The 26,323-nt window shown below is 64.9% G+C and carries 27 protein-coding genes and 2 tRNA genes; 8 read left to right on the forward strand and 21 right to left on the reverse strand.

Annotated features, from left to right (window positions below):
* Positions 1-39: 39 nt before the first annotated feature.
* The 11 genes from GN330_RS00100 to GN330_RS00150 all read right to left on the reverse strand — a co-directional run bounded on the left by GN330_RS00100 (position 40) and on the right by GN330_RS00150 (position 7,691).
* Complete coding sequence (locus GN330_RS00100) at positions 40-1,263, reverse strand: tyrosine-type recombinase/integrase (protein ID WP_246188459.1); 1,224 nt, start codon at positions 1,261-1,263, stop codon at positions 40-42.
* A 123-nt stretch (positions 1,264-1,386) separates the two neighbouring features.
* Positions 1,387-1,462, reverse strand: a tRNA-Phe gene (locus GN330_RS00105).
* Between the two features lie 468 nt (positions 1,463-1,930).
* Positions 1,931-2,137, reverse strand: coding sequence for a DNA gyrase inhibitor YacG (gene yacG / locus GN330_RS00110; protein ID WP_156710554.1), 207 nt, complete (start codon positions 2,135-2,137; stop codon positions 1,931-1,933).
* Positions 2,138-2,238: 101 nt separating this feature from the next.
* On the reverse strand, positions 2,239-2,871 hold the full coding sequence (locus tag GN330_RS00115) for a Maf-like protein (RefSeq protein WP_156710555.1): 633 nt from the start codon (positions 2,869-2,871) through the stop codon (positions 2,239-2,241).
* A gap of 38 nt (positions 2,872-2,909) precedes the next feature.
* Positions 2,910-3,128 carry a translation initiation factor IF-1 gene (infA, locus tag GN330_RS00120; protein WP_106572222.1) on the reverse strand — a complete coding sequence of 73 codons (219 nt, stop codon included), beginning with the start codon at positions 3,126-3,128 and terminating at the stop codon, positions 2,910-2,912.
* Positions 3,129-3,222: 94 nt separating this feature from the next.
* On the reverse strand, positions 3,223-3,642 hold the full coding sequence (locus GN330_RS00125; protein WP_343040345.1) for an arsenate-mycothiol transferase ArsC: 420 nt from the start codon (positions 3,640-3,642) through the stop codon (positions 3,223-3,225).
* Between the two features lie 74 nt (positions 3,643-3,716).
* Complete coding sequence (locus GN330_RS00130; RefSeq protein ID WP_425487145.1) at positions 3,717-4,202, reverse strand: UPF0262 family protein; 486 nt, start codon at positions 4,200-4,202, stop codon at positions 3,717-3,719.
* A 7-nt stretch (positions 4,203-4,209) separates the two neighbouring features.
* Positions 4,210-5,502: a histidinol dehydrogenase gene (hisD, locus tag GN330_RS00135; protein WP_156710557.1), complete on the reverse strand. Its 1,293-nt coding sequence runs from the start codon at positions 5,500-5,502 to the stop codon at positions 4,210-4,212.
* A gap of 13 nt (positions 5,503-5,515) precedes the next feature.
* Complete coding sequence (locus GN330_RS00140; protein ID WP_156710558.1) at positions 5,516-5,950, reverse strand: DUF2948 family protein; 435 nt, start codon at positions 5,948-5,950, stop codon at positions 5,516-5,518.
* A gap of 117 nt (positions 5,951-6,067) precedes the next feature.
* The gene (gene murA, locus GN330_RS00145) at positions 6,068-7,357 is read right to left on the reverse strand and encodes a UDP-N-acetylglucosamine 1-carboxyvinyltransferase (RefSeq protein WP_156710559.1); all 1,290 of its coding nucleotides are present in this window, start codon (positions 7,355-7,357) and stop codon (positions 6,068-6,070) included.
* 136 nt (positions 7,358-7,493) lie between these two features.
* Entirely contained in the window at positions 7,494-7,691 is a 198-nt protein-coding gene (locus tag GN330_RS00150) for a hypothetical protein (RefSeq protein ID WP_156710560.1), read from the reverse strand.
* 176 nt (positions 7,692-7,867) lie between these two features.
* Here GN330_RS00150 and GN330_RS00155 point away from each other — a divergent pair.
* A tRNA-Thr gene (locus tag GN330_RS00155) sits at positions 7,868-7,942 on the forward strand.
* 367 nt (positions 7,943-8,309) lie between these two features.
* On the opposite strand, the gene galE is transcribed toward GN330_RS00155, so the two are convergent.
* The 3 genes from galE to mscL all read right to left on the reverse strand — a co-directional run bounded on the left by galE (position 8,310) and on the right by mscL (position 11,269).
* Entirely contained in the window at positions 8,310-9,302 is a 993-nt protein-coding gene (gene galE / locus GN330_RS00160; RefSeq protein WP_156711870.1) for a UDP-glucose 4-epimerase GalE, read from the reverse strand.
* Positions 9,303-9,553: 251 nt separating this feature from the next.
* Positions 9,554-10,726 carry a pyridoxal phosphate-dependent aminotransferase gene (locus tag GN330_RS00165; protein WP_156710561.1) on the reverse strand — a complete coding sequence of 391 codons (1,173 nt, stop codon included), beginning with the start codon at positions 10,724-10,726 and terminating at the stop codon, positions 9,554-9,556.
* 117 nt (positions 10,727-10,843) lie between these two features.
* A complete protein-coding gene (gene mscL, locus GN330_RS00170; RefSeq protein ID WP_156710562.1) occupies positions 10,844-11,269 on the reverse strand; it encodes a large conductance mechanosensitive channel protein MscL in 426 nt (141 codons plus the stop codon).
* 222 nt (positions 11,270-11,491) lie between these two features.
* On the opposite strand from mscL, the gene GN330_RS00175 reads away from it, so the two are divergent.
* Positions 11,492-14,989: a NahK/ErcS family hybrid sensor histidine kinase/response regulator gene (locus tag GN330_RS00175; RefSeq protein ID WP_156710563.1), complete on the forward strand. Its 3,498-nt coding sequence runs from the start codon at positions 11,492-11,494 to the stop codon at positions 14,987-14,989.
* 5 nt (positions 14,990-14,994) lie between these two features.
* On the opposite strand, the gene GN330_RS00180 is transcribed toward GN330_RS00175, so the two are convergent.
* Positions 14,995-15,657 carry a response regulator transcription factor gene (locus GN330_RS00180; RefSeq protein WP_156710564.1) on the reverse strand — a complete coding sequence of 221 codons (663 nt, stop codon included), beginning with the start codon at positions 15,655-15,657 and terminating at the stop codon, positions 14,995-14,997.
* A 246-nt stretch (positions 15,658-15,903) separates the two neighbouring features.
* Between GN330_RS00180 and GN330_RS00185 the strand changes: the two genes are divergently transcribed.
* Positions 15,904-16,323, forward strand: a complete 420-nt coding sequence (locus GN330_RS00185) for a hypothetical protein (RefSeq protein ID WP_197434969.1) — start codon at positions 15,904-15,906, stop codon at positions 16,321-16,323.
* 184 nt (positions 16,324-16,507) lie between these two features.
* Complete coding sequence (locus GN330_RS00190; RefSeq protein WP_156710565.1) at positions 16,508-17,374, forward strand: thioesterase family protein; 867 nt, start codon at positions 16,508-16,510, stop codon at positions 17,372-17,374.
* A 10-nt stretch (positions 17,375-17,384) separates the two neighbouring features.
* On the opposite strand, the gene GN330_RS00195 is transcribed toward GN330_RS00190, so the two are convergent.
* A complete protein-coding gene (locus GN330_RS00195; protein ID WP_156710566.1) occupies positions 17,385-17,816 on the reverse strand; it encodes a hypothetical protein in 432 nt (143 codons plus the stop codon).
* A 131-nt stretch (positions 17,817-17,947) separates the two neighbouring features.
* Here GN330_RS00195 and GN330_RS00200 point away from each other — a divergent pair, with 131 nt between their 5' ends.
* Positions 17,948-18,295 (forward strand): DUF952 domain-containing protein, encoded by a 348-nt coding sequence (locus tag GN330_RS00200; RefSeq protein ID WP_156710567.1) that lies wholly within the window; start codon positions 17,948-17,950, stop codon positions 18,293-18,295.
* Complete coding sequence (locus GN330_RS00205) at positions 18,292-19,368, forward strand: quinone-dependent dihydroorotate dehydrogenase (protein WP_156710568.1); 1,077 nt, start codon at positions 18,292-18,294, stop codon at positions 19,366-19,368. The genes GN330_RS00200 and GN330_RS00205 overlap by 4 nt, the downstream gene beginning before the upstream one ends.
* A 4-nt stretch (positions 19,369-19,372) precedes the next feature.
* Here the strand turns inward: GN330_RS00205 and GN330_RS00210 are convergent, their stop codons facing one another.
* Complete coding sequence (locus tag GN330_RS00210) at positions 19,373-20,743, reverse strand: MATE family efflux transporter (protein WP_156710569.1); 1,371 nt, start codon at positions 20,741-20,743, stop codon at positions 19,373-19,375.
* Between the two features lie 148 nt (positions 20,744-20,891).
* Here GN330_RS00210 and GN330_RS00215 point away from each other — a divergent pair, with 148 nt between their 5' ends.
* On the forward strand, positions 20,892-21,821 hold the full coding sequence (locus tag GN330_RS00215; RefSeq protein ID WP_156711871.1) for a histone deacetylase family protein: 930 nt from the start codon (positions 20,892-20,894) through the stop codon (positions 21,819-21,821).
* Here GN330_RS00215 and GN330_RS00220 read toward each other — a convergent pair.
* Positions 21,811-22,065 (reverse strand): DUF6460 domain-containing protein, encoded by a 255-nt coding sequence (locus tag GN330_RS00220; protein WP_343040104.1) that lies wholly within the window; start codon positions 22,063-22,065, stop codon positions 21,811-21,813. The two genes, GN330_RS00215 and GN330_RS00220, sit on opposite strands and share 11 nt — an antisense overlap.
* A 92-nt stretch (positions 22,066-22,157) precedes the next feature.
* Positions 22,158-23,237, reverse strand: a complete 1,080-nt coding sequence (locus GN330_RS00225) for an AbrB family transcriptional regulator (RefSeq protein ID WP_156710570.1) — start codon at positions 23,235-23,237, stop codon at positions 22,158-22,160.
* Between the two features lie 206 nt (positions 23,238-23,443).
* Here GN330_RS00225 and GN330_RS00230 point away from each other — a divergent pair, with 206 nt between their 5' ends.
* Positions 23,444-24,736, forward strand: a complete 1,293-nt coding sequence (locus GN330_RS00230) for a DUF2254 domain-containing protein (protein WP_156710571.1) — start codon at positions 23,444-23,446, stop codon at positions 24,734-24,736.
* A gap of 41 nt (positions 24,737-24,777) precedes the next feature.
* Here the strand turns inward: GN330_RS00230 and GN330_RS23575 are convergent, their stop codons facing one another.
* Positions 24,778-25,032 carry a serine hydrolase family protein gene (locus GN330_RS23575; protein WP_210252311.1) on the reverse strand — a complete coding sequence of 85 codons (255 nt, stop codon included), beginning with the start codon at positions 25,030-25,032 and terminating at the stop codon, positions 24,778-24,780.
* A 430-nt stretch (positions 25,033-25,462) separates the two neighbouring features.
* Positions 25,463-25,939, reverse strand: coding sequence for an SRPBCC family protein (locus tag GN330_RS00240; protein WP_156710572.1), 477 nt, complete (start codon positions 25,937-25,939; stop codon positions 25,463-25,465).
* Between the last annotated feature and the right edge of the window lie 384 nt (positions 25,940-26,323).

Consider the following 26,323-nt stretch of genomic DNA (forward strand, 5'->3'; position numbering starts at 1 on the left):
GGTCAGTTTGAACGCTGAAATTTGTGAGCCCTCTCCTGGTCACATGGGCCGTAGCTCGTCCAGTAAATCTGCCCACTCCTGCATCAGCTGAACCCGCTGTTCCCAATACGTGGCGCGGTTGTAGGTACGGCGAATGGCATTCTTGTCCTGGTGAGCTAGGACCGCCTCAATGACATCGGGATCGTAGCCGCGAGAATTGAGAATGGAACTCGCGGATACTCGGAAACCGTGAGCCGTCACTTCGTCTTTGGAATACCCCATTCGCCGGAGAGCTGCGTTGAAGGCATTGTCGGATAGCGGCTTGTGAAATGATCGGACGGACGGAAACACCAGCTTGCCGCCCTCAGACAGAGGCCAGATATCCTGTAGGACGCCGATCGCCTGTTTAGACAAAGGCACGTCATGTGGCTGGCGCATCTTCATGCGTTTTGCCGGGATATGCCATACAGCCTTTTCGAGATCGATTTCGTGGCGCTCGGCGCCACGCACCTCGCCTGGACGCACGCATGTGAGGGCAAGAAACTTCAGAGCCGCAGTGATCGTCGGCCAACCATCATAATCATCGATATTGCGAAGTAGGGCGCCAAACTGCCGTTCATCGGTAATGGCCGCCCGCCCCTTTGCCGCGGGCGCTAGTAGGGCACCTCGGAGTGGAACAGTCGGATCCGTCTCGGCCCGCAACGTGACGATCGCAAGCTTGAAGACGCTGCTGATAGTGCCGCGCAGGCGACGGGCCGTTTCCCGCCGGCCGCTCTTTTCTATTTTCTTTAGGATATCGAGGATTTCCGCTGGATGGATGTCTTTGATAGGGCGCTTGCCGAGCGGCTTGGCCAGATCAAGGAGTAACCAGCGGGTCTTGCTGATCGTTGCTGCTGCGGCGCGTTCCGCCTCTAACCGTTCGATGTACTCCTCGGCGATCAGGCCGAAGGTTTGCCTGGCGGCGTTCGCAGCTGCGATTTTGTCGAGCTTACGTTGGGCAGCAGGGTCTACATCATCGGCGAGTAGTTTTCTTGCCTCGTCGCGCTTCCTGCGCGCTTCCGCCAACGTCACCAACGGGTATTTGCCAAAGGAGAGGACGTTTTCCTTGCCTTGGAAGCGATATCGCATTTGCCATGATTTCGATCCATGCGGCTGCACGAACAGATGCAAGCCTTCGCTATCCGCCAACCGATAAGGCTTTTCACGCGGTTTTGCGTTGCGAATCGCAAATTCGGAAAGTGCCAAGGGGGTAAAGCCTCGCGGGTAAACCACCGTTACCCACATGATTACCCGCCTTTACCCGAGAAGCAAGGGCGCGCTATGAGCAGCTATGATCAGGTGAGGCTGCTTAAATCCTTGTAAACGAAGGATTTTTGAGAAGTTATGTTCAGCAAGGAAAAGGAGGGCTGGTGCCCAGGGGCGGAATCGAACCACCGACACGCGGATTTTCAATCCGCTGCTCTACCAACTGAGCTACCTGGGCACGGCTGACGGTCAACCGCCCGCCGGATTGCTGGAGACCGGCGCGAACCAGTCCGAAAGCGCGTGGGTTATAGCACGAGTTCGGCCCCTGTCCAGCGCCGCCGCGGGAAAATTCTCCGGGCCGGATAAAGCAATTTTTCCGGCGCTTTTCGCGCTCCGGCACACAGGCCCGGCGCAAGCGCAAAATCGAGCGGAACCGGGGGCAAGCCAACCCGGATCGCGGCGCGGACGGCCCTGCCGGTGCCTGCCGCCGCGGCGGCAAAGACCGCCAGCAGCTCTCATTTTCAGACGGCCGGAAAACCAGCGTCATCGACACGACGTCGCCCGGACCTGAGTTGGAAAGCCGGGGCCCGCTCTCCGGCGCAACAGCCAAGACATATATGCCGGGAGCGGGAACCGGTTCGGGATCAACTCATGCGCATAATCAGAAGCCCGGAGCGCTGAACAAGGCCGAAGGATCGAGACACGATCAGGACTGGCCGTCGTCGCCCTCGGTCGAGACGTCGGCCGGCTCGCCGGGAATGACATAGCGACCGGAAAGCCAGCGGTTGAGATCGACATCCTTGCACCGCGTCGAGCAGAAGGGAAACGTCGCGCGCGCCGACGGCTTGCCGCATTCGGGGCATTTCGCGCGCCGTCTGAGCGGCGTCACCTTGGAAGCGTCTGAACTGTTCATCTCGTTTTCGACCGGCCGCGTCCCCGACAAGCGTTTTTCGGCCCCGCCTTATCGGATCGCGGGCCCAGGCGTCAAATCCCACCCCGGACAGGCGCCGGGGATCAGGCGGTGCGCGCGCCCGAAAGCCAGGCGAAATGCACCTTGTAGCCTTCGCCGGTCAGAAGGCCGACGGTTTCGTGGAGCGGCAGGCCGACAACGTTGGAATAGGAGCCGACCAGCTTGACAACAAAGGTGCCGGCGAGCCCCTGCACGGCGTAGCCGCCAGCCTTGCCGCGCCATTCGCCGGAGGCGAGATAGCTTTCCAGCTCCTCGCGCGACAGCCGCTTGAAGCGCACCCTGGTCTCGACCAGCTTCTGGCGCGTTTTGCCTGACGGCGTCTTCAGGCAGATGCCGGTGTAGACGCGGTGGGAACGCCCCGACAAAAGCCTGAGGCAGTTGGACGCCTCGTCGAGCAGTTCGGTCTTGGGCAGAATTCGGCGTCCGACCGCCACGACGGTGTCGGCGGCCAGGATGAAGGCGCCCTCGAAACCCTCTTCCTGCGACAGGGCCGAATGCGCCTTCTCCGCCTTGGTTTTCGACAGGCGCTTGGCCAGCGAGCGCGGATGCTCGGCCTTGGCCGGCGTTTCGTCGATGTCGGCGGGAAAGACGCGATCCGGCTCGATGCCGGCCTGCTGCAGCAGTTCGATGCGTCGCGGCGACCCCGAGGCCAGCACCAGATTCTGGAATACGCTCATGAATGAACCGTCGGCACGCGGCCGCTTTGGGCCGGGCGCTATTTGAAGCGGTAGGTGATGCGGCCCTTGGTGAGATCGTAGGGCGTCATTTCGACCAGAACCTTGTCGCCGGTGAGAACGCGAATGCGGTTCTTACGCATCCGTCCGGCCGTGTGGGCGATGATTTCGTGTTCGTTTTCGAGCTTGACCCGGAACATTGCATTGGGCAGCAATTCCGTGACGGTGCCCGGAAATTCGAGGACTTCTTCCTTCGACATTCGGTACCTTTTCTTGAGAACATATGCGGCCGGCACCCGGGCGGGCCGCAGATCGCGCGGAACCTATATGATTATCCCGCGCTTGTGAACACGCTTATTGCGTGGACGCGTCGAGACCGAAACGCCCGCGGATGCGGGCCGAAAGACGGTCGCGCACCTCGCGATAGGCGGCGAGGATCTGCTCGCGCGTACCGGAGACGATCGACGGATCGGGCGTCGGCCAATATTCGACCTCCACCGACAGCGCCCGTGTCAGTTCGAGCGCCGCATGGTGGGCCTCAGGCGCGAGCGTGACGATCAGGTCGAAATAATCGTCCTCCAGATCGTCGAGCATGCGCGGCGCGCGCTCCAGCGGAGCCATGCCGTCCTCGGCAAGCACGGCATCAACAAACGGGTCGCGCGCGCCGGCCCGCACACCGGCCGACGCCAGGAACACATTGGCCGGCAGAAGGGACCGCGCGATGCTCTCGGCCATAGGCGAGCGGATCGCGTTCATGCCGCACACGAACAGGATCGAATTGGGTGCGGCGCGGCCGACGCCCGGGGACGGAAAGGCTGCGGGTGCGGGCGGCGCGGTCAACGGCGCCCTCACCCACGCCAATGCAGCACGCAGATCAGCGTGAACAGCCGCCGCGCGGTATCGAAATCGACCTCGACCTTGCCGGCCAGCCGGTCCATCAAAGTTTGCGACCCCTCATTGTGGAGGCCGCGCCGGCCCATGTCGATCGCCTCGATCTGGGACGGCGTGGCGCTGCGGATGGCCTGGTAGTAGCTTTCGCAAATCAGGAAATAATCCTTCACGATGCGCCGGAAGGGGGTCAGCGACAGGATATGGGTCACTACCGCGGCGCCGTCTTCGCGCGACACCTGAAACACCAGACGGGATTCGGCAAGCGACAGGCGCAGCCGGTAGGGGCCGCCGCCCTCGTCGCCGACCGGACAAAACCGGTTTTCCTCGATCAGGTCGAAAATCGCTACGGCGCGTTCATGTTCGACATCCGGCGTCGAACGCCCGATCGATTCATCGAGGACGACGTCGACAAGGCGGGACTTGCTGGCGATGCCCTGTTCCACCCCCGCCTCACATATTGAGCCGGATGGCCACGGAACGGGCATGGCCGTCCAGGCCCTCGGCCTCGGCCAGCGCGATCGCCGCCGGCGCCAGCGCCCGCAACTGCTCGGATCCGAGTTTCAGGATCGAGGTCCGCTTGACGAAATCGAGCACCGACAGACCGGAGGAAAACCGTGCCGAGCGGGCGGTCGGCAGGACGTGGTTGGACCCGCCAACGTAATCGCCGATCACCTCCGGCGTGTGACGGCCGATGAAGATCGCGCCGGCATTGCGCACCCGCGCCGCGAAGGCTTCGGCGGCGTCGAAGGCGAGTTCAAGATGTTCGGGCGCGATCCGGTCGGCCAGCGCGACCGCCCCGTCCAGCGACGGCACCAGGATGACCGCGCCGAAGTCGCGCCAACTCGCCGCCGCCGTTTCGCCGCGCTTGAGTCGCGTGAGCTGGCTGGCGACGGCGGCCTCGACCGCGGCCGCGAAGGCGGCATCGTCGGTGACAAGGATCGACTGGGCGGCGGTATCGTGCTCGGCCTGGGCGAGCAGGTCGGCCGCGATCCATTCGGGATCATTGTCGCCGTCGGCGACGATCAGCACTTCGGATGGCCCGGCGATCATGTCGATGCCGACCTTGCCGAACACCTGGCGCTTGGCAGCGGCGACATAGGCGTTGCCCGGTCCGACGATCTTGGCCACTGCGCCGACGGTCTGCGTGCCATAGGCGAGTGCGGCGATCGCCTGCGCGCCGCCGACGCGGTAGACCTCCGATACGCCGGCCAGGCGCGCGGCCACAAGCACCAGCGGGTTGAGCACGCCGTCGGGGGCCGGCACGGCCATCACCACGCGCTCCACGCCGGCAACCTGGGCCGGAACGGCGTTCATCAACACCGAGCTCGGATAGCTCGCCGTACCGCCGGGAACGTAAAGGCCGACCGACTCCACCGGCGTCCAGCGCGAGCCAAGCTCAACGCCCAACGCGTCGGCATAGCGGTCGTCGGCCGGCAACTGACGTAGGTGATGGGCCGAAATCCGGTCGCGGGCCAGTTCCAGTGCCTTGACCGTCTCCGGATCGGCGGCGGCGAGCGCGGCGTCGAACTCAGCCTCGCCGATGCGCAGCGTTTCGGCGCTCAGGGAATTGCGGTCGAAGCGTTTCGTATAATCGATAAGCGCCTCGTCGCCGCGTGTGCGCACATCGGCGATGATATCGCGAACGGTCTGGTCGACATCGTCGGAAACCTCGCGCTTGGTCTCCAGAAAGGCCGCAAAGCGCGTTTCGAAATCGGCCGTTTGCGCATCGAGCGTAATTGCCATTACCGGCCGTTCCTCAAATTCCGTGTCTGGGCCGGGCGCGCGCCTCCCAGGCACCGCCGAGATCGGCCAACTGCGCCTCGACGCATTCGACTTCGAGCCTAAGCACGCCATCGCCGGCGAAGACCAGTTCGACGACACCGCCCGGCGCTTTGTCCTCAATGAAGCGCAGGGCAAGCAGCGACAGGACATCGTCCGGTTTGTCGCGGGCGATGCCGGACGATTTAACCGACGAGACGCGGTCGAAATGCAGGATCGCGTTGCGGCGCTCGTTATGCGGCACCATCAATTTTTTCGGCGCTTCCCACACGAACCGGTTCATTGGCAGCACGACACGCCGCTCGCGCGGCAGGTAGTCGATATCGCCGATCTTGATGACGGCGTCCTGGACATGCGCCGATATGATCTGGAGATCTTCGCTGTCGAGCGCCACAAGTTTCAGAAAAGACATGGATATCGGCTCGGTTCCGGTCGGGGTGCCAGTTCGCGCCTGTGTTAGGCGGTCTTGTCGGCAAGCGCAATCCGGCGCGGCGATTCCCCGGCTCCGCGGGCGGTGTGAGCGGCGCCGTCAGCTGGAGATACGTTCGATCTGGGCTCCGCAGCGCGAGAGTTTCTCCTCCAGCCGCTCGAAACCGCGGTCGAGGTGATAGACACGGTTGACGGTGGTTTCCCCCTGCGCGGCGAGGCCGGCAATGACAAGCGACACCGAGGCGCGCAAATCGGTCGCCATGACGGGCGCGCCGTTCAGTTGCGCCACCCCCTCCACGATCGCCGTCTGCCCGGACAGGCTGATATGCGCGCCGAGGCGTGCCAGTTCCTGGACATGCATGAACCGGTTCTCGAAAATCGTCTCTGTGATGCGCGAACGGCCCTCGGCGCGGGTCATCAGACCCATGAACTGCGCCTGCAGGTCGGTCGGAAAGCCCGGGAACGGCGCTGTCGAGATGTCGACCGACGCTATGCCGGCACCGTTTCGGGTCACGCGGATGCCCTCGTTGGTGGTGCTGATCTCGGCGCCGGTGCGCGCGATCGCGTCGAGCGCGGTTTCGAGAAGGTCGGCCCGAGCGCCTTCCAAAAGGACATCGCCGCCGGTCATCGCCACCGCCATGGCGTAGGTGCCGGTTTCGATCCTGTCGGGGATGACGCGATGGCGCGCGCCGGAAAGAGCGCTCACGCCCTCAATGACGATCGTGGCGGTTCCAGCGCCCGAAATACGCGCGCCCATGGCGTTGAGGCAGTTGGCCAGATCCGCGACCTCGGGTTCGCACGCGGCGTTGTCGATCACCGTCTCGCCCTTGGCCAGCGACGCCGCCATCATCAGCACGTGGGTGGCGCCGACCGACACTTTGGGAAAGGTGTAACGCCCGCCGGCAAGCCCGTTTTTGGCGCGGGCGACCACATAGCCATTGTCGATATCAATCTCCGCGCCCAGCGCGCGCAGGCCGTCGATGAACAGGTCGACCGGCCGCGTGCCGATGGCGCAGCCGCCCGGCAGCGACACGCGCGCCTCGCCGATGCGCGCCAGCAAGGGGCCGATCACCCAGAAGCTTGCCCGCATCTTGGAAACCAATTCGTACGGCGCGGTGGCGTTGACGATGTTGCGGGCGGTGAAATGGATGGTGCGCGAATAGCCGTCGCCCTGGCTTTCCCGGCGCCCGTTGACCGAATAGTCGACGCCGTGATTGCCGAGAATGCGGATCAGTTGCTCGACATCGGCCAGATGCGGAACGTTGTCCAAAGTCAGCGTATCGTCGGTCAAAAGCGCAGCGATCATCAGCGGCAGGGCCGCGTTCTTCGCGCCCGAAATGGGGATCGCCCCGCTCAGGGTGTTGCCGCCGACGATCCTGATCTTGTCCATGAAACCCGCTTTCGGCGCGCCTGCGCCTGCTGGTGTTGCTTTCTTGAGGGGCCGGTCTATGCCAGCCGGCCGCCCGGTTCAAGAAAATCCCCGCAAAACGTCTAACCGGCAAAAAGGCCGAAATCGGGCGGTGCGCCTATTGCCCACCCTCGCGCGGGGCGTCTTCGCCGTTTTCGGCGGACGCCGGATCGAGGCCGTCGGGACGCTGATCGGCCTCGCCGGCGCGGCGGGCCCGCGCCTGCGCCTTGCGGCGGGCGAGATTGGCGCGCAACTGCCCAGCGAGCCGCGCCTTGCGCTCCGCGCCGTCATCCTGCTTTTGCCTCTTGTCGGCCATCGTCTCCCCAGCCCAGCATGGAGGGTTCACCCCAGAAATAGCGCGCGCGGCCCCTATCGATCAACCGTGCCGGAAATCCGGCGGCGACAGCGGCTTTCCGGCCCTGTCGAAAATGGCTGCGGACTGCTTGCGCTTGCCGGTCCGATATGCCAGAAGTCCGCCGCGTCGAATGGACTGCTGCCGTAGCTCAGGGGTAGAGCACTCCCTTGGTAAGGGAGAGGCCGAGAGTTCAAATCTCTCCGGCAGCACCAGCGCAATCACCGCGAAACGCTAGAGAATTTCTAAGAAGGTCAGTACGGTTGACCTTGTGTTTCATTGTCGAATTGGTAGTCATTTTGCAAGCAGGGTGACTTTCAGGCTCGCCCGACCATGCTTAGGAGCGCTTCACGACGCGCCTGCTTTTCGGCACCGTCGGCTTGACGAACGCCCGGCGCGACCACAGCATCTACGCAACCGGCGTGCCGAAAACGAAAAAGGCCGGGGCGAACCCGACCTTTCTCCACTGCCTCGACATCCCGCCAGTACATCCGTGGTCGGCAATGGAAGCAATCAGCTTCCAACCTATATGGGTATGGTTACCGAAATGTGAAGCCCCGCAGCCGAACGGGCTGGGCGGTTTCAGGCCGCTGAATTCTTGCGCGAGAGGCCGTCTTCCCAGGCGAGCGCGGATTCCACGATATCGTCGAGATCGTCGAAACCCGGTGCCCATTTGAGTTCCTTGCGCGCGCGCGCGGCATCGGCGATCACGCTGGCCAGATCGCCCGGACGACGGCCGGCCTCGCGGACCGGGAAATCGCGGCCGGAGATTTTCCTGGCACTTTCGATCACCTCGCGCACCGAATAACCGTGGCCGTAGCCGCAATTGGCGATCAGGCTTCCGCCGCCGGCGCGCAGGTGCTGCAGAGCGAGCCGGTGGACACGCACAAGGTCGCTGACATGGATGAAGTCGCGCACGCCGGTTCCGTCGCTGGTGTCGTAGTCGGTGCCGAAAATGTCGACATGGCTGCGCTTGCCGAGCGCGGCCTCGCAAACGACCTTGACCAGATGGGTGGCTCCCGCCGTCGACTGGCCCGCGCGGCCCTTGGGATCGGCGCCGGCGACGTTGAAATAGCGCAAGGCGGCATAGTCGAGCGGGTGCGCGACGGCAACGTCGCACAGTATCTGCTCGACCATCAGTTTCGACATGCCATAGGGCGTTTGCGGCGCGACCAGCGCGTCCTCGTCAAGCGGCTCGATGCCGCCGGCCGCATAGACCGCGGCGGTCGACGAAAAGATGAAATGGCGCACGCCGCCCTCGACGGCGCTCTCGATAAGAGCACGCGATTTGCATGTGTTGTTTTCGTAATAGGCCAGCGGTCTGGCCACCGAGTCGGGAACCACCACGGACCCGGCAAAATGGATTATCGCGTCGATCCCGTGCGTTGCGATCACATGCCGCACAAGCCTCGAATCCGCGACATCGCCCCGGTAAAACGTCGCCTCGGGCGCAACGGCCCATTCGAAACCACTGGCCAGATTGTCGACGACCACGACATCCTCGCCGCAATCGAGCAATTCCCAGACCATATGACTGCCGATATATCCGGCTCCGCCGGTGATGAGCACCGCCATCGCCCTACCCCCGTTTGACACGCAGTTTTATCCGGGCAGCATCGGCAATGGCGCAGCGGCGCGCGGGCGGGCCGCCGCAAGCTGGTGAAAATCCGCGATCCAACAATACGCCAAAACCTGAAAGCAGCGCGGTCATCGCATATCATGCGCAGCTTTGCCCTAGCGGAAGGTTAAGACGGCACCACCGAGGCGCGATACCGCCGCTGCGGCGCTCGCCGGCTCAAGGTCAAGCCTGGCCGGCGCCGGAGGCCCTATCGCTTGACGATCCAGTCCGCGAGCCGTGCGGCGGCCTCCTCGACATGATCGAGCCGCCGATGGAAGCACAGGCGAAAAAGTCCCTCGCCGCCGGCACCGAAGGCCACGCCCGGCGCCAGGCCGACATTGGCTTCGTCGATGATGTCGAGCGCGGCGCGGTGTGAATCCGTCACGCCGTCAATGCCGAAGAAGAGATAAAACGCACCTTCGGGCACTGCCAGTCGCACCCGCCCGGTCGCCATCAGCGCACGGCAGACCCGATCGCGGGCGCTGTGCGCGCGTTCGACCTGTTCGCCCACAAAGGCGTCGCCTTGTTCAAGCGCCGCCACCGCGCCGCGCTGCAGGAAATGCGGCACGCCGGAATTGGAGTATTGCACCAGGTTTTCGAACACCTGCTGTAATTGCGGTGGAATCCGCATCCAGCCGATCCGCCAGCCGGTCATCGCCCAGTTCTTGGAAAAACTGTTGACGAACAGGATGCGGTCGTCGGTCCCCGTCACGTCTAGGAAAGACGGAGCGCGCGCGCCGCCATAGTGGAAACGCGAATAGATCTCGTCGGCGATCAGCCACAGCCGGTTGCGGCGTGCGATGTCACGCAGATGCTCCAGCGTCGTGCGGCTGGCGGTCCAGCCGGTCGGGTTCGACGGCGAGTTGACGAATATGGCGCGAGTGCGCGGGGTGATCGCGGCCTCCAGCCGGGCAAGGTCAAGCGTCCAGCCATTGTCCGACAGGTCGAGTTCGACCGGCACGGCGCGCGCGCCGGCGATCTCGGCGGCGGCGGCGAAATTCGGCCAGGCCGGCGAGATGTAGACGACTTCGTCGCCATGGCCGGCAACCGCCTGCAGCGCCATCAGGATGGCGTGCATGCCGCCGCCGGTGACGATGAATTCTTGGTCCGAAAACTCGGCGCCGAAATGGCGGCGATAATAGGCGGCGAGCGCGACACGCAACTCGGGAATACCGCGCTGCCAGGTATAGAAAGTATCACCGCCGCGCAGGCTGTCGACGGCGGCGTCACAGATAAAGGCAGGCGTCGCCAAGTCGCCCTCCCCGACCCAGAGCGGGATCAGACCGGCGCGGCCGCGCCCGTGGCCGATAACGGCTGTGATGCCGCTTTCAGGCGCGTGCCGCGCTTCATCGCGCAGGTGATCCGACTGCCTGAAGGCCAACTACCACTCCCGAAATTACGCCGACGGCAACCCGAGGGCGCGGCCTCTCCGCCAATCGCCAGCCGGGCGGCACCGTCGCAGGGACGCCGCCGCCCGGACAGGACCGATCAGTTCCGCTTACTTGCCCTTGGCCAGTAGGTCGCGGATCTCAGTGAGCAACTTCACGTCGGCCGGGGGCGCCGACGGCGGCGCGGCTTCCTTTTCGGCTTCCAGCCGACGACGCAGATTGTTGACCGCCTTGACCATCAGGAAAATGATCCAGGCAAGGATCAGGAAGTTGAGCAGCACGGTGATAAAATTGCCATAGGCGAGCACCGCGCCCTGTTCGCGTGCCGCCTCCAGCGTAGCCGCCGTGACGGTCGACGACAGCGGCACGAAATAGTCAGAAAAATCGAAGCCGCCGAAGATCGCCCCTACGATCGGCATGATAATGTCGTCGGTCAGCGATTTCACGATCAGCGCGAACGCGCCGCCGATGATAACGCCGACGGCAAGGTCCATGACATTGCCCTTGGCGACGAATTCCTGAAATTCCTTCAGCATATATGGCTCTCCTAACGCCGAATCCCCCGACAGCGCGACCGCGCCACCGAAGGGGATTATACCGGCAGGCCGAACAAAGAAAATGCCGGCGGCGGGACAAAATCAGCACCTTTGCCATCACGGCCGGGCGCTTGTGCCTCCAAAGCATCAATTGCAATTTCGCCGTCGCGATGAAACGCTGTCGGCCGTGATCGCACGACAGGGACGGGAGGTGGAACGTCGTTGAGCGGTTGGGTCGTCGTCATCATCGCCGTCGCCTATGTCACCATGCTGTTCGCCATCGCCAGCATAGGCGACAGGCGCGCCGCCAAACGCGACCCGATGCGCTCGCGCCCAATCATCTACGCGCTCAGCCTGGCGATTTACTGCACCTCGTGGACCTTTTTCGGCTCGGTCGGGCTGGCGAGCGAGCGCGGGTTCGAATTCATCGCCATCTATATCGGCCCGACGCTGGTGTTCCTGTTCGGATTTCCGCTGCTGCGCCGGATCATCCGTCTATCGAAAGCCGAAAAAATCACCTCGATCGCCGATTTCCTTTCGGCCCGCTACGGCAAGAGCTTCGCGGTCGCCGCGATCGCGACGATCATCGCGACCGTCGGGGCGGTTCCCTACATCGCGTTGCAGCTCAAGGCCATCTCGGGCTCGGTCAGCCTGATGGTCGAGCACTATAATGGCGCACCGCCCGCCATCGACCTCTTCCTCGGCGACATATCCCTGCTCGTCGCGCTGCTTCTGGCGCTGTTTGCCGTCCTGTTCGGCACACGCCATTCCGACGCGACGGAGCACCAGGACGGGCTCGTGCTCGCGGTCGCGGTCGAATCCGTGGTCAAGCTCGCCGCCTTCCTGGCGTTGGGCGCGATGGTCACCTTCGTCCTGTTCGACGGCGCCGGCGGCCTCATCGACCTGATCGCCTCCGACGCCGCGGTCAGCGCGGCGCTGGCCTATCCGACCTCGCTCGGCACGTGGTTCGTGCTGACTGGATTGAGCGCGTTCGCCATCATCATGCTGCCGCGCCAGTTCTACGTGATGATCGTGGAAAACCGCAGCGAGACCGAGCTGCGCCGGGCGAGCTGGGTCTTTCCGGCATATCTCGTGGCCATCAATCTGTTCGTGCTGCCAATCGCTTTCGCCGGATTGGCCGTCGTTGGCGAGCAGACGAGCGCGGACCTCTACGTGCTGTCGCTGCCGCTGATGAGCGGCCACGATCTGCTGGCCATGGTCGCCTTTATCGGCGGATTGTCGGCGGCCACGGCCATGGTCATCGTGGCGAGCGTGGCGCTGTCGATCATGATCTCCAACGATCTCGTCATTCCGCTGATGTTCCGTCGGCTGCTGACGCACGGGCGACGCGAACGTGAGGACTGGACGACCGTCATCCTCAACGTCCGCCGCGCGGCGATCTTCTGCATCCTTTTCGTCGCGTTCCTCTACTATCGGGAATCGACCTACAATACGCGCCTGGCCTCGATCGGACTGATGTCATTCGCCGCCATCGCCCAGTTCGCGCCGTCGTTCTTCGGCGGCCTGTTCTGGCGCGGCGCCAACGCGCGCGGCGCCCTCATCGGCATGACAGCCGGCATCGTAACCTGGTTTTACACGCTGCTCTTGCCGTCGATCGCGCCGCCCGACACCGACATCATCGTCAACGGACTGTTCGGCCTCGAGGCGCTGCGCCCGCAAGCCCTGTTCGGCGTCGAGGCCGAGCCGCTCAATCATGGCACGTTCTGGAGCCTTTTGGTCAACACGATCGGCTTCGTATTCGGCTCGCTGTCGCGGCAGGCCGTGCCGCTGGAGCGCATCCAGGCCTCGATCTTCGTGCCGCGCGACGTCAGTCCGATGCCGAGCCTGCGCCGCTTTCGAACGGCGGTTACGGTCAACAACCTGAAGGACACGATCTCACGCTATCTCGGCGTGGAACGGACCGAGCGCTCGTTCGAGAGCTTCGCCCGCTCGGAGGGCCGCCGGATTTCCGGCAACGAACAGGCCGACATGGCGCTGATCCGCTATTCCGAACAATTACTGGCGAGCGCCGTCGGCTCGTCCTCGGCCCGGCTGGTTCTGTCGCTGCTTTTCCAGCGCAACGACCCCTCGGCCAAGGACGCCTACCGTCTGCTGGACGACGCCTCCGAAGCGCTGCAGCACAATCGCGACCTGTTGCAGATCGCGCTCGACCAGATGGAGGAAGGCATCACGGTCTTCGATCTGGATTTCCGGCTGACCTGCTGGAACCGACAGTTCCGAACCCTCTTCGACCTGCCCGACGAACTCGGCCGCGTGGGCGTCTCGCTCGGACAGGTGGTCGACGCGCTCGCCAGTCGCGGCGACATCGCCGACGGCGCGGAGGCGGACACGATCGACCGGTTGACGCGCTTCGGGAAGCCCTGGCAGATCGAACTTTTGACCAGCGGCCGCATCATCGAGGTGCGTTCGAATCCGATGCCGGATGGCGGGATCGTCGCTACCTATGCCGACATCACCCAGCGCGTGCGCGCCGACCTGGCGCTCAAGGCCGCCAACGAGACGCTGGAACAAAGGGTCGCCGACCGCACGGCGGAACTGACACGGGTCAACGAAGAACTCGCCCAGGCACAGATGCTCGCCGAGGAAGCCAATCTCGGCAAGACAAGGTTCCTGGCCGCCGCCGGCCACGACATCCTGCAGCCGCTGAACGCGGCGCGGCTTTATTGTTCCTCGCTGATCGAGCGAACCAGCGAGGAACCCGTTTCGGCAGCGGCGGCGGCGATCGAATCCTCGCTGGAATCGGTCGAGTTCATCCTGGGCGCGGTGCTCGACATTTCACGCCTCGATGCCGGTGCCATGAAACCGGCCGTCAGCGCCTTCCGGCTCGATGGGCTGATGCGCCAGATCGGAACCGATTTCCTGCCGCTTGCCCGCGAAAAGGGACTGGAACTGCGGATCGTGCCGTCGTCGCTGACGGTAGCCACCGATCGCAATCTTATGCGTCGCTTGTTGCAGAACCTGGTTTCCAACGCGATCAAATACACGCGCGCGGGCACCGTGCTGGTCGGCGCGCGGCGGCGCGGCGGGCTGGTCGAGATCCAGGTGCTCGACACCGGGATCGGCATCCCCGCCGATCAGCTCAATACGGTTTTCCGCGAATTCCACCGCCTCGACGCCGGCGCGCGCGAAGCCCAGGGTCTCGGCCTCGGGCTATCGATTGTCGATCGGATCGCGCGCGTCCTGCGGCTGGAGATCAGGATCGGATCGCATCATGGCCGCGGCACGGTCTTCTCGGTGATCATGCCGGTAGCGCCCGCTATTGCGGTGCGGGCACCCTCGCAGCCAACGAACGAGCCTCGCGCGGCCTATTCACTGGCCGGGCTGCGTGTCTTGTGCATCGACAATGAAAACCGCATCCTGGACGGCATGCGCCTGCTGCTTGAGGGCTGGGGATGCGATGTGGCGACGGCGACCGGCCTCGCCGCCTATCGCGGCTCCGGTGGTTCCGAGCGCGGCGCGCCGGACGTGATCCTGGCCGACTACCACCTCGACAATGACGATGGGGTGGCCGTCATCAAGGCGCTGAGAAAGCTCCACAACGAGACGATCCCGGCCATATTGCTGACCGCGGATCGCACCGGCGACGTCCGGCATGAGGCGACGGAAATCGACGTGCCCGTGCTCAACAAGCCGATCAAGCCGGCGCAATTGCGCAGCCTGTTGGCGCGCTGGCAGCGAATCAGGCCCGCGGCCGAGTAATGCGGCTAGCCCTCCGGCGCCAGCAGGGCGTCGGCGCCGATCCGCGAAAGCTGGATGACGGCCTGAGTGCGGCTGTCAACATCGAGCTTTTGCAGCACCGCCGAAACATGGGCCTTGATCGTTGCCTCCGACACGCCAAGCTCATAGGCGATCTGTTTGTTGAGCAGCCCGTCGGCCAGCATGTTGAGCACGCGTGCCTGCTGCGGGGTCAACGACCGCAGGCGCCGGATCAGATCGAAGATTTCCGGATCCGATTCAGGTCCCAATTCCTCCTCGCTCGGTGCCGAAACGCCGCCTTCGAGCACCGTCGTCACCGCGTTGCGTATCTCGTCCATGCTGGCGGATTTGGAGATGAAGCCCGACGCGCCGAGCTCGATAGCCCGGCGGATGGTGTCGGTGTCGTCGCGCGCCGACACGACCACGACCGGGACGACCGAGTTGATGGCGCGTAGCGCGACCAGGCCGGACAGGCCGCTCGCCCCGGGCATCGTCAGGTCGAGCAGCAGCAGATCGACGTCGTCGCGCCCGGACACGACCGCCTTGGTTTCCGAAAACGTCCCCGCCTCGAGGATGGTGATGTCGCGGTCCATCGACAAGAGCGCCTGTTTCAGCGCGCCACGAAACAGCGGATGGTCATCCGCGACGATAAACGTAAAGCCTGAAGACAAATGCCCGGCCCTCCCTGTCTCCGTTTCCTTATACGAACGGATGACGCGCCGATTATGCGGGGATGATACGGCATTTCAAGCCGCACGCACAAACCGGAGAACGAACCGTCGACCACACCCCTTGTCTGGGACGTCGAAAAACAGCCGGCGCAACGAGTTGCGAGCACCCGTCGCCCGATTGTGATTTGTGCGAGACCCGGAAAATCCGGCATCATCGGCATCGTCTCGGAGCCGCGGACCCCGCTGATGGAGCCGATTCGTCAAGTCGCCATGCTGTGCATCGGCCGCGCCGTCATGTTCGGCGCGATCGCGATCGCGCTTATTATGCTGTCGTTCTCGTTCAATCCGGCGCTCGCCTTCCGCTCCGGCGCGATCACCACGATGGTCATGGCCGGCATCCTGACCTTCAAGGCCGTCGCCGCCCCGTCGCAGAATCCGAAGCGCACCGAGGTCTGGCTCAATCTCGCCGAACGGTTCCGGCCTCGAAATCCCGAGGCCAGGCTGATTTTCCTGACAATTCTGCGCGAGGTTTATGGCCGCTTCGCCCGCGCCAGCTTCCTGGTTGCGTGCGGGTTTTTCGCGGTTTCGGTAGCGCTGGTCGCTCTGGGTTTCGACATGGACCCGTTCGCCGTGGCAACGCCGGTTATCGGGTTGGCCCGGCAGTAACCGGTTCACAGGCCCCGATCATGCCGCGGCGCCCGATCGACCTTGCGCCGCCGATTGCCGCGGCATTTCCCGGACTGCAACAGAAATCCTGGCAGACGGGAGGTGAATCATCGGGTAACCCGGAACTATCCGGGCCGGCACCGTCGAACGGGGCGACCCCGCCAACGACCGAGAGGAATGCATCGTGGACACAAGACCGGACGCCGCGCCAATACTGGAAAACCTCGCCGAGACACATCGTTCCATCGTCAACACCTGGGAATGCGACGAGAACGCCCATCTCAACGTGCAGTTCTATTTCAAGCGCTTCGACGAGGCCGCGCGGTTCTTCGCCGCCGCGCATGGCGGCGCGCTCGACGGCGCGGCGCCGCGTGTCCGCCACGTGCGCTTTCATGCCGAGCTTCACGTCGGCGCCACCACACGCACCCTCAGCGGGACGATCGCCGACGGTCCGTTTCGCGGACATGTCGTGCATCTGCTCGAAAACCTGGAGACCGGCGCCCTGGCCGCGACCGCGCTCGATACGCCCTCCGTCACCGACGACGCTCACGCCGTACCGGCCGCGGCGGTGGCGCGTGCCCTGCCGCGCGGCGTCGAGCCGGAGCCGGCCCTGGCCATGTCGGGCGAAGCGATGCTCGCCACGGGCGGGCTGATCGCTATCCGTTCGATCGCGCTTCCCGGCGAGTGCGACGCCGCCGGTCGGCTCACCGAACAGTTTTACGTCGCCCGCTTCACCGACGCGGCGCCGCATGTGTGGGAACATGGCGGTGTGACCATCCAATGGCTCCGACAGCACAATTACGGCCGTGTCGCGCTGGAAATGAAGCTCACCCATCACGAAAGCGCCCGGGCAGGCGACGGACTGGTGCTTTATGCGCGCCCCGCGGCCTTTTCGGGCAAGACATTCATGATGCGGCACGAAATGAAACGCCTTTCCGACGGCGCGCCGCTGGTCACGGTCGAGGTAGTGGCGGTCATTCTCGACCTTGAGACACGTAAGACAGTGGCGCTTCCGGCGACCCTCGGCCCGGACGCCACGGACGGGCGTTGACGCCGCGCCGTCAGGTCTTCTGGGAAGTGCTGTCGTCCGGCTCGCCGCCAAGATCGCGTTCGAATTCCTTCACAATGCCCATGAAGCGGCGGAAGAAGCGCTCCATATAACCCATCGTCTTCTCGAACTCGTCCTCGCTCGGCAATCCCTCGTCGCGCGGTCGGCTCTCGAGCGCCGCCAACCGTTCCTCGATCGCCACGATCTCGTCCTGCAAACGCGCGATCTCGTCCTGCAGTGCGCGCCGGTCGTCGGCGGCCAGACGGCACACGAGCCGGCCACCCTGCCCGCTGCAATAGGACATTTCCCCGGTCTGGCGATCCATGCGCACATAACCGTCCTGGGATTTCTCGATCCAATAGCGTTCGCCGTCCTGCGCGGACGCCGTACCGCCGGCGGCCATCATCGCGCCAAGGGTGGTAGCCACCAGAAAGTTGGTCCGCATCTCGCCCTCCATGAATATGAGGACCGACACCAGCACGGCAATACGCCCGAAATGCGGTTCTTGCCCACTGCGGCGCAATAAATTTCGGCCAGCGGCTTCCGCACGGCGCCGCACGATTCTATACGGCGTGCATGAATACCATCATTTACAAGATCTGCCCGCGAGCGCTTTGGCGGGAGGCGGAGACGAACGGCCTGTTTAGGGGCGCCGCGATCGACCTTAAGGATGGTTACATCCATTTTTCGACCGCCGAACAGGTGCGCGAAACGGCGGCCAAGCATTTCGCCGGCATGGACGACCTCGTCCTGATCGCCGTCGACGCGGCCGGGCTCGGCGCGGCGTTGAAATACGAGGTCTCACGCGGCGGCGCGCTGTTTCCCCACCTCTACGCATCGCTCGACCCGGCGAGCGTGCTTTGGGTGAAACCGCTTCCGCTCGGCAGCGACGGTCGCCACGACTTTCCGGAACTCAAACCTTGAAGGCTCTTGTCGGCAGGCTGGGGCGGCGGGCGCTGTTCAGGCTCGACCCGGAAACGGCTCATGGCCTGTCGATCGCAGCGCTCAAATCCGTCATGCCGCTGACGCGGCGGCCGGTCGTCGAGCCGCGGCTTGCGACCGCGGTCGCGGGGCTCGCCTTCCCCAATCCGCTCGGCATCGCGGCCGGTTATGACAAGAATGCCGAAGTACCCGACGCGCTGCTTAACCTTGGCTTCGGTTTCGCCGAAATCGGCACGGTGACGCCGCTGCCGCAGATGGGCAACACCAAGCCGCGCGTTTTCCGACTGGTCGAGGACGACGCGGTGATCAACCGGCTCGGCTTCAACAATGAAGGCCATGCGGCCGCGGCCATGCGGCTTGGCGCGCGCGCGGGGCGACCCGGCGTCGTCGGCGTCAATATCGGCGCCAACAAAGAGGCCGAGGACCGGATCGGCGATTATGTGGCCGGCGTGGCACGCTTCGCCGGCCTCGCCTCCTATTTGACCGTCAATATCTCCTCGCCCAACACGCCGGGCCTGCGCAATCTACAGGGCCGCTCCGAACTCCGCGCACTTTTGGGGCGCGTCAGCGCGGCACGGACATCGGTACCGGCGATCCCGATCTTCCTCAAGATCGCGCCCGATCTCGGCGAGACCGATCTCGACGACATCGCCGAAGAGGTCACGGCGAACGGGATCGACGGCATCATCGTCTCCAACACCACGCTCGCCCGCCAGGGGTTGCGCTCGGCCGCGCACGCCGAAGCCGGCGGCTTGTCGGGCAAGCCGCTTTTTCCCCGTTCGACGGCCGTACTTGCACGGATGCGCAAACGGCTCGGCCCGGACGTCGCGTTGATCGGCGCGGGCGGCGTCGACGGGACCGAGGCGGCGTTGGAGAAAATCCGCGCCGGGGCCGATCTGGTCCAGCTTTATACGAGTATGATCTATGCTGGCCCGTCGCTGCCGGGCGCGATCGTGGCCGGCCTCGCGCGCTTTGCCGAAAAGGAAGGTTTGCGATCGCTGGCCGATATCCGCGACAGCCACGTCGCAAAATGGGTGGCCACGCCGATCGGCTGAAACCTTACGGCGTGGCGAAGGTCCGCCGGATGCGGCCGGGCAGGACGGCGGTCAGGCTGAGCCCGCGCGCGATCAGGAAAATGTGCAATGCGGCCCAAAGCCCGTGATTGCCCCACCATTGTGGCAGGACGATCAGCGCGAGGACGAACAGGGCGAACGACAAAAGCATCATGTTGCGCATGTCGCGGGACCAGGTCGCGCCGATATAGACCCCGTCCATCTGGAAGGCGAGCACGCCCGACGCCGCGGTGAATGCGGCCCAGGGCAGAAAAATCGCGGCGCCGGCGCGCACCTCCTGCGCCGTGGTCATGACCGCCACGAGGGCATTGCCGCCCCCCAGCATCGCCGCCGCCGCCAGACCCGCCATGACAAACCCCCAGAGCGAGGACAGCCGCACCGCGTCGACAAAGGCCTGTCGTTGGCGCGCGCCGACGGCGCGGCCGGCCAGTTGTTCGGCAGCGGTGGCGAACCCGTCGAGGAAATAGCCGGCGACAAGGAAAAAGTTCAGCAGAACTGCGTTGACGGCCAGGGTGAGCGTGCCGAGTTGCGCGCCCTGACGGGCAAACAGCGCGAAGGCCGACAAAAGCACGAAGGAGCGGATCATGATGTCGCGGTTGACGGCGAACATTTCCCGCAGCGCGGTGGCGTCGAGCAGTTCCGAGCGCCGCGGCCCCGGCAGGCGTGAAAAGCGGCGCACGACCATCGTCGTGCCGACCAGGAAGGCGACCGCCTCGCCGCAGACCGTGCCCCAGGCCACGCCCTCGATCCCCCAACCGAGGCCGAGGCCGAACCAGACCGAGAGCGCGATATTGCAGCCATTGAGCACGATCTGGAGGAAGAGGCCGCGCAGACCCTCGCCGCGTCCGAGCACGTAGCCGAGGATGGCGTAGTTGGCGAGCGCCACGGGAGCCGACAACAGGCGGATCAGCACGTAGGTGCGCAGGGCTTCGGTGACGGCGGGTCCGCCGTCGATGAACCAGGCGCCGAGGAAGGCGATCAGCGGCGCGGCGGCCAGCAAGGACCCGCCTGACACAAGCGACACGGCATAGGCGCGCCAGAACCAGGCCTGTTCGGCGCGCGCATCGCCACGGCCATAGGCCTGCGCGACGAGGCCGGTCGTCCCCGAGCGCAAGAAGTTGAAACTGGCGAAGACGAGGTCGAAGACGATCGCGCCGGCGGCAAGGCCGCCGAGCAGGGCCGGATCGCCGAACTGGCCGACCACCGCCGTGTCGGTCAGGCCCAGCAGCGGCGTCGTCAGATAGGCAAGCGTCATCGGCACGGCAATCGACAGGACGAGCCGGTGAGTGACGACGAAGGCGCGCGGGCCGCCGCCGGGCAGGGGGAGTTTGCTCGCGCCGCGCGTTTTCACGTCCATGAAGGCCGGCCCCGTTTCCTGACTGCGCCGGCCATGGCCGTGCGCCACGCCCGCGCGAACGTGGCGCTTACTATTCGGGTCAAGCTGACAACACAATAGTGCCAGGCTCGGCCTTTTCTTGGCAGCCCGGCGGCGCTAATTCTTGCCGATGACGCTATCGATCGTTCACCACCCCGACTACGATGCCGCGTTTCCCGCGCATCATCGTTTTCCAATGGGCAAATACCGTTTCCTGATGGACGCGCTGCGCCGTCGCGGCCTGGTCTCGGCCGCCACCGTGCACGTTCCCGAACCGGTCGGGGCGGAATTTTTGGCGCTGGCGCACGATCCCGTCTATGTCGAACAGGTACTGACCTGCACGGTGCCGGCGGCGATCGAACGCGAGATCGGTTTTCCGGTCAGCGAGAAGGTGTCGCGACGGGCGCATTTGGCCACGTCGGGCACGCTGCTTGCCGCGCGGCTCGCGCTTGCCGAGGGCATCGCCTGCAACACCGCCGGCGGCTCGCACCATGCGCGCCACGCCCAAGGCGCCGGTTTCTGCACCGTCAACGATGTTGGCGTGGCCGCCCTCGCGCTGCTTGCCGAAGGCGCAGTCCGGCGCGCACTGGTGATCGATCTCGACGTGCATCAGGGCGACGGCACCGCCGACATCTTTGCCGACGAGCCGCGCGTGTTCACTTTTTCCATGCACGCTGCGAAAAACTATCCGGCGCGCAAACGCGCCTCCGATCTCGACATCGCCCTGCCGGATGGCACGAATGACGAGGCCTATTTGGCGCGCCTCGACGCGATCCTGCCGCTTTTGTGCGATTACGGCCGGCCGGACCTGGTGTTCTACAATGCCGGCGTCGATCCGCACGCCGATGACCGGCTCGGCAAGCTTGCCCTGAGCGAGGAGGGCCTGCGCCGGCGCGACCGGGCGGTGATCGGCCATTTCCGCCGCCGGGGCGTGCCGGTGTGCGGCGTCATCGGCGGTGGCTATTCGACTGACGTCCCGGCTCTCGGCGAACGCCACGCGATCCTGTTCGAGGTCGCAACCGAATTCGCAAGCGCCGAAGCGCGCGAACTCACCGCCTGACGCTGAGCAGCCGCAGGATAATGAAGGCCGGCACCACAACAGCCGCGCCGAGCAGGATATGGTCGGCGAAACGACCGAGGGCGGAAAAGCCCATATGCCAGACGTCGAGTACGACATCGCGCACCTCGATCCATACCGCCAGCGCCGACCATCCGAAGGCATCCATAATGATGCCGACGAGGAAGGAGACGACGACAAGCTTGAGCACCAGGCGAACGGGGCTGTCGCCAAGAATCCGGGTCACGCGTCCTGCCACTGGATCAACCTCGTCCGAAACGGTTTCAGTCAGCGCGACATAGAGACTGGCCGCCCCGGCATCAAGGCCGCAATGGGCGTTCAGCCTTTCATTCGGCCCGCGATCAGCCGCGCCACCGGCGGACCGAATACGAGCACGATGACAAAACGCGCCATCTGCAGGGTCATGACGAAGGACAGATCGACGCTGCGCGACGCAGCCGCGATGATGGCCACCGAATCCATGCCGCCGGGGCTCGTTGCAAGGAAGGCGGTCAGAGCGTCGACGCCGAAAACCGGCGCCATGATGACACCCAACCCGGCGCAAAAACCGATCAGCAGCAGGATGGCGAGCACGACATGGGGCAGCGCCCTGCCGGCATGCGCCAGAATCGGGCGGGTGAATTTGAGTCCGATCGTCCAGCCGATCGCCGCATAGCTCGCCGCCAGCAGCCATTCCGGCAGTTGCAGGGTGCCGAGACCCGTAAGCTGGTAGGCGGCGGCGAGCAAAATGGGCATCAGCAGCGCGGCGCCGGGAAAACGCATTACCCTGCCGCCGAACGCGCCCACCAGTGCGATCGCGACAGTGGCGGGAAAGTCGGGCAGGCGAAGCGTGGGAAACCAGTCGATCGGCGGTGCCACGACGCCGGATGTATCGACAAAAAGGCGAGCAAACAGTGCGGCCGACAGCGATACGAAGATGACGCGCAGATATTGCATGAAGGCGACCAGCCGCGCGTCGGCGCCGAAAGCGTCGGCCATCACCACCATCGCCGAAGCCGCCCCGGGAGCAGAGCCCCAGACCGCGGTCGTGCCCGGCAATGCGCCCCACCGGCCCACCATGGCGCCCAGCAGGCCGGAGGCGATCAGCGTGGCGAGCACGACGCCCAGAAACAGCGGCCAGCGCTCCAGGAAACCGGCTATCACTTGGGGGGCGATCGCCATTGCCACGAGGCATCCGATGACACCCTGCGCGGCGAGATAGGCTGGCTCCGGCACACGCGCCGAGGCGCCGTTGACGCCGCACACCACCGCCGCGACCATCGGGCCGATCAGCAGCGCAGCCGGCATGCCGAGGAATTCCAGCCCGCCCGCAACGAGCGCGGACAGGACGAAAAGCAGGCACCATTGCCATGGTGCCGATAGTTTTTCGAAACGCGCCGGCATTGCTGGATCGGACATGAACGGAAAGCATTCGCCTGATAAACTCGTCCCTTATGTCCGCTTGAGGCGGCTATGCCAATCCCCGCTCGGCACCGGGCTCCATGCCGGCATCGCGGTCCGTCCCGGAGCATGACCCTGGAGCATGACCGTTGCGTCGGGCCGTTGCGCAGGGCCGCGGTCACGGCCATAAAGGGCGCGGTCTTTCGGCCCGGAGGAGATGGCGCATGGTGTCGCGATGGGGATGGCTGCTCCTGCAGGTGACGCGCCGCCTGTGGTTCCGCGCCACGCTGATTTCGCTGCTGGCGGTCGCAGCCGCGCTGTTGTCTCTGGTCGTGTCGCCCTATCTGCCGCAGGGGCTTTCAGCACGGATCGGCGCCGACGCGGTCGAAAACATCCTCAACATCATCGCCTCGAGCATGCTCGCCGTCACAACCTTTTCGTTGAGCACCATGGTGGCGGCCTACTCGGCCGCAACCGGCAACGTGACGCCGCGGGCGACCCGGCTCTTGATCGAAGACACCACCACCCAGAACGTGCTCGGAACCTTCGTCGGTTCGTTCCTGTTCAGCCTGGTGGCGATCATCACGCTCGCCATGGGCGCCTATGGCGAACGCGGGCGCGTGGTGTTGTTCGTTGTGACGATTTTCGTCGTCCTTTTGATCGTGGTCACGCTTCTGCGCTGGATCGACTATCTGCTGCGGCTCGGCCGCGTCAGCGAAACGACCCAGCAGGTCGAAACCGCGACGGCACGGGCCATACGCGGACGCGTCGACCGGCCATGCCTCGGAGGCAAGCCAATTTCACCCGCCGCGTCCCGGCTTCTTTCGGGCGGCCAGACGGTGTCTTCCGACCGGATCGGCTATGTCCAGCACGTCGACATGCGCGCGCTTTCGAACCTGGCCGACAAGACCGCAACCGAGATCGTCGTCGACGCCGTTCCGGGCGCCTTCGTCGATCCCGCCCGGCCGCTCGCCCATTGCGACGCGGACAGGCAGGACCTCGACCTGATCCGGTCAGCCTTCACGATCGCCGACGAGCGCTCCTACGACCAGGATCCGCGCTACGGCCTGGCGGTGCTGGCCGAGATCGCCTCGCGCGCGCTGTCGCCGGCCGTCAACGATCCCGGCACTGCGATCGACGTCCTCGGCCGCGCGGTGCGCGTACTTGCGGTGTGGGCGGAGGAACGTGAGTCGGCGGAACCCGCCTTCCCGCGCGTGCTGGTGCCCGAAATCGAGATAGCCGATCTCTTCGACGATATTTTCGTACCGATCGAACGCGACGGCGCGGGACTGGCCGAGGTGCAGATCCGCCTGCACAAAGCGCTCGCCGCGCTGGGGCGCGCCGGTGACGGGCGTTTCCGCGACGAGGCGGTGCGACGTTCCCGTCTCGCCTTGCAACGGGCTGAAACCGGCCTGGCGTTCCGGCCCGATTTCGACCGCGTGCAGGCCGCGGCGCAGCTTGTCGGCGTCGACCTGCCGGGCCGTGACGACGCCCGTCGTCAACCGTCGGGCGCCTGATAGGCCCCGGTCCAGAAATCGGTGAAGGTCAATGGCGGCAGCTACGAGTCCATCATGCGCTGGGTCATCAGGATGCCGGCGAGACCTTCAGCCGGATCGGCATAGGCCGAGGTTCCGTAGCCGCCGTCCCGGCCGAAGCGCCCAGGGTTCATCCACAGATCGTTGCGCCGCCTGGCCACGGCACAGCCGAAACCCCAGCCGGAATTGCCGTTGAAAAACATCGCCGCATGTGGTCCGGCGCGCTGAACCCCGGTGAGTTGGTCGGCGGTCATCAGCGCGACACCCGCCTCGGCCATGGCCCCTGCAAGGGGTATTTCGGCGGCCAGACCATGATCGCGCCGAGACCGGACAGCAAGATCAGAAGGTCGCGCAAGGTGATCGGTCGCCGAGCCGGCGCGGTGTCGTCCACCGTGGCGTCGATCGAGTGCAGCACCTCGCGCCGGCCAGTTCGGGCAGGAAGGGATCGACGGGTCGTCGAGGCGCAAGCGCCCCTCCTCGACCAGGACCATCGCGGCGGCGGCCGTGACCGGCTTGGCCAGCGAGGCGCTGCCGGGCCTGATTTGGCGGCAAGAGCGAGCGCGCCGCCCAAAGCTACTGCCCCGAACAGGGCCCGACGGTCGAGTTGAATGCCCGAAACGATCATCCTTGCGATCATAACCCCTTCTCGGAACGAGCGGTTGGGCATCGCCTTTTTTGGCGGGTGTCCGACGATCAGGTCGGCTCCGATCAGGCCACCTTGCGCGAACCGGTCAGATCGGTCTCGAGCGCGGCAAGCAGTTCGCGACAACCCGCCTCTCGGCTTTCCGGCGTGTCGGCTCCGTCCAAGAAGGTCGCCTGCTCGGTATACGTCACGCGCGTGCCGCTGCCCTCGGAAACGAAGGTCGTGGTCGCCAACGAGGCGGAAATCCGCTTGCCGGCGATGATCATCGCATAGGCGATCACGATGCGCCGGTCTTCGACGATGTCGAGAAACACCACGTCGTTAGACATCGGCCCGCTATCGCCGAAGCTGAAACGCCAAGTTTCGACGCCCCCAACCCGGAAATCCATCTCGAAGCGGTCGACGGTCCAGCCCTGTTCTTCGCCGCCCATCCAGCGCCGTTTTGTTTGCGGGTCGGAAAATCCGGCAAAAACGATGGAAGGCGGCAGATCGATCAGTCGCTCGACGGTGAAAATCGCATGGGTTTCGCTGTGATCGGTCATGGTCACGTCCTTTCGCTCAAGGCAAGTAAACTGATATAATATTGCAACCGGTCACTAAATAAAATCACAAACTCCGAAAGGCAAGCGATTTTTTCGGAAGGCGGGGACCGGCCCTACCCGGTGGCAAGAAGCAGACGCGTCCGCAGCACCACACGCAAGCGCGCCGCGACCATCGCGCCGGCGATGCGGAATCCGGTTGCGCGGGCCCTCCTTGATGGGTAAGGAGACGCCATGAACGCAAAGACGATCGCACAGGCATGGTGGTGGGGCTGCTGACAGCGGCCCGATCGCGCTTGCGTTCGAAAAGGATGATGGCCGCTGCGGGAGTTCCGGGCGGCCTTTTTCATGCGGTGTCCGGTCTTCCGCCAATTCGGAGGGATTGAA

The organism is Nitratireductor arenosus (assembly GCF_009742725.1).
Classification (GTDB): domain Bacteria; phylum Pseudomonadota; class Alphaproteobacteria; order Rhizobiales; family Rhizobiaceae; genus Mangrovimarina; species Mangrovimarina arenosa.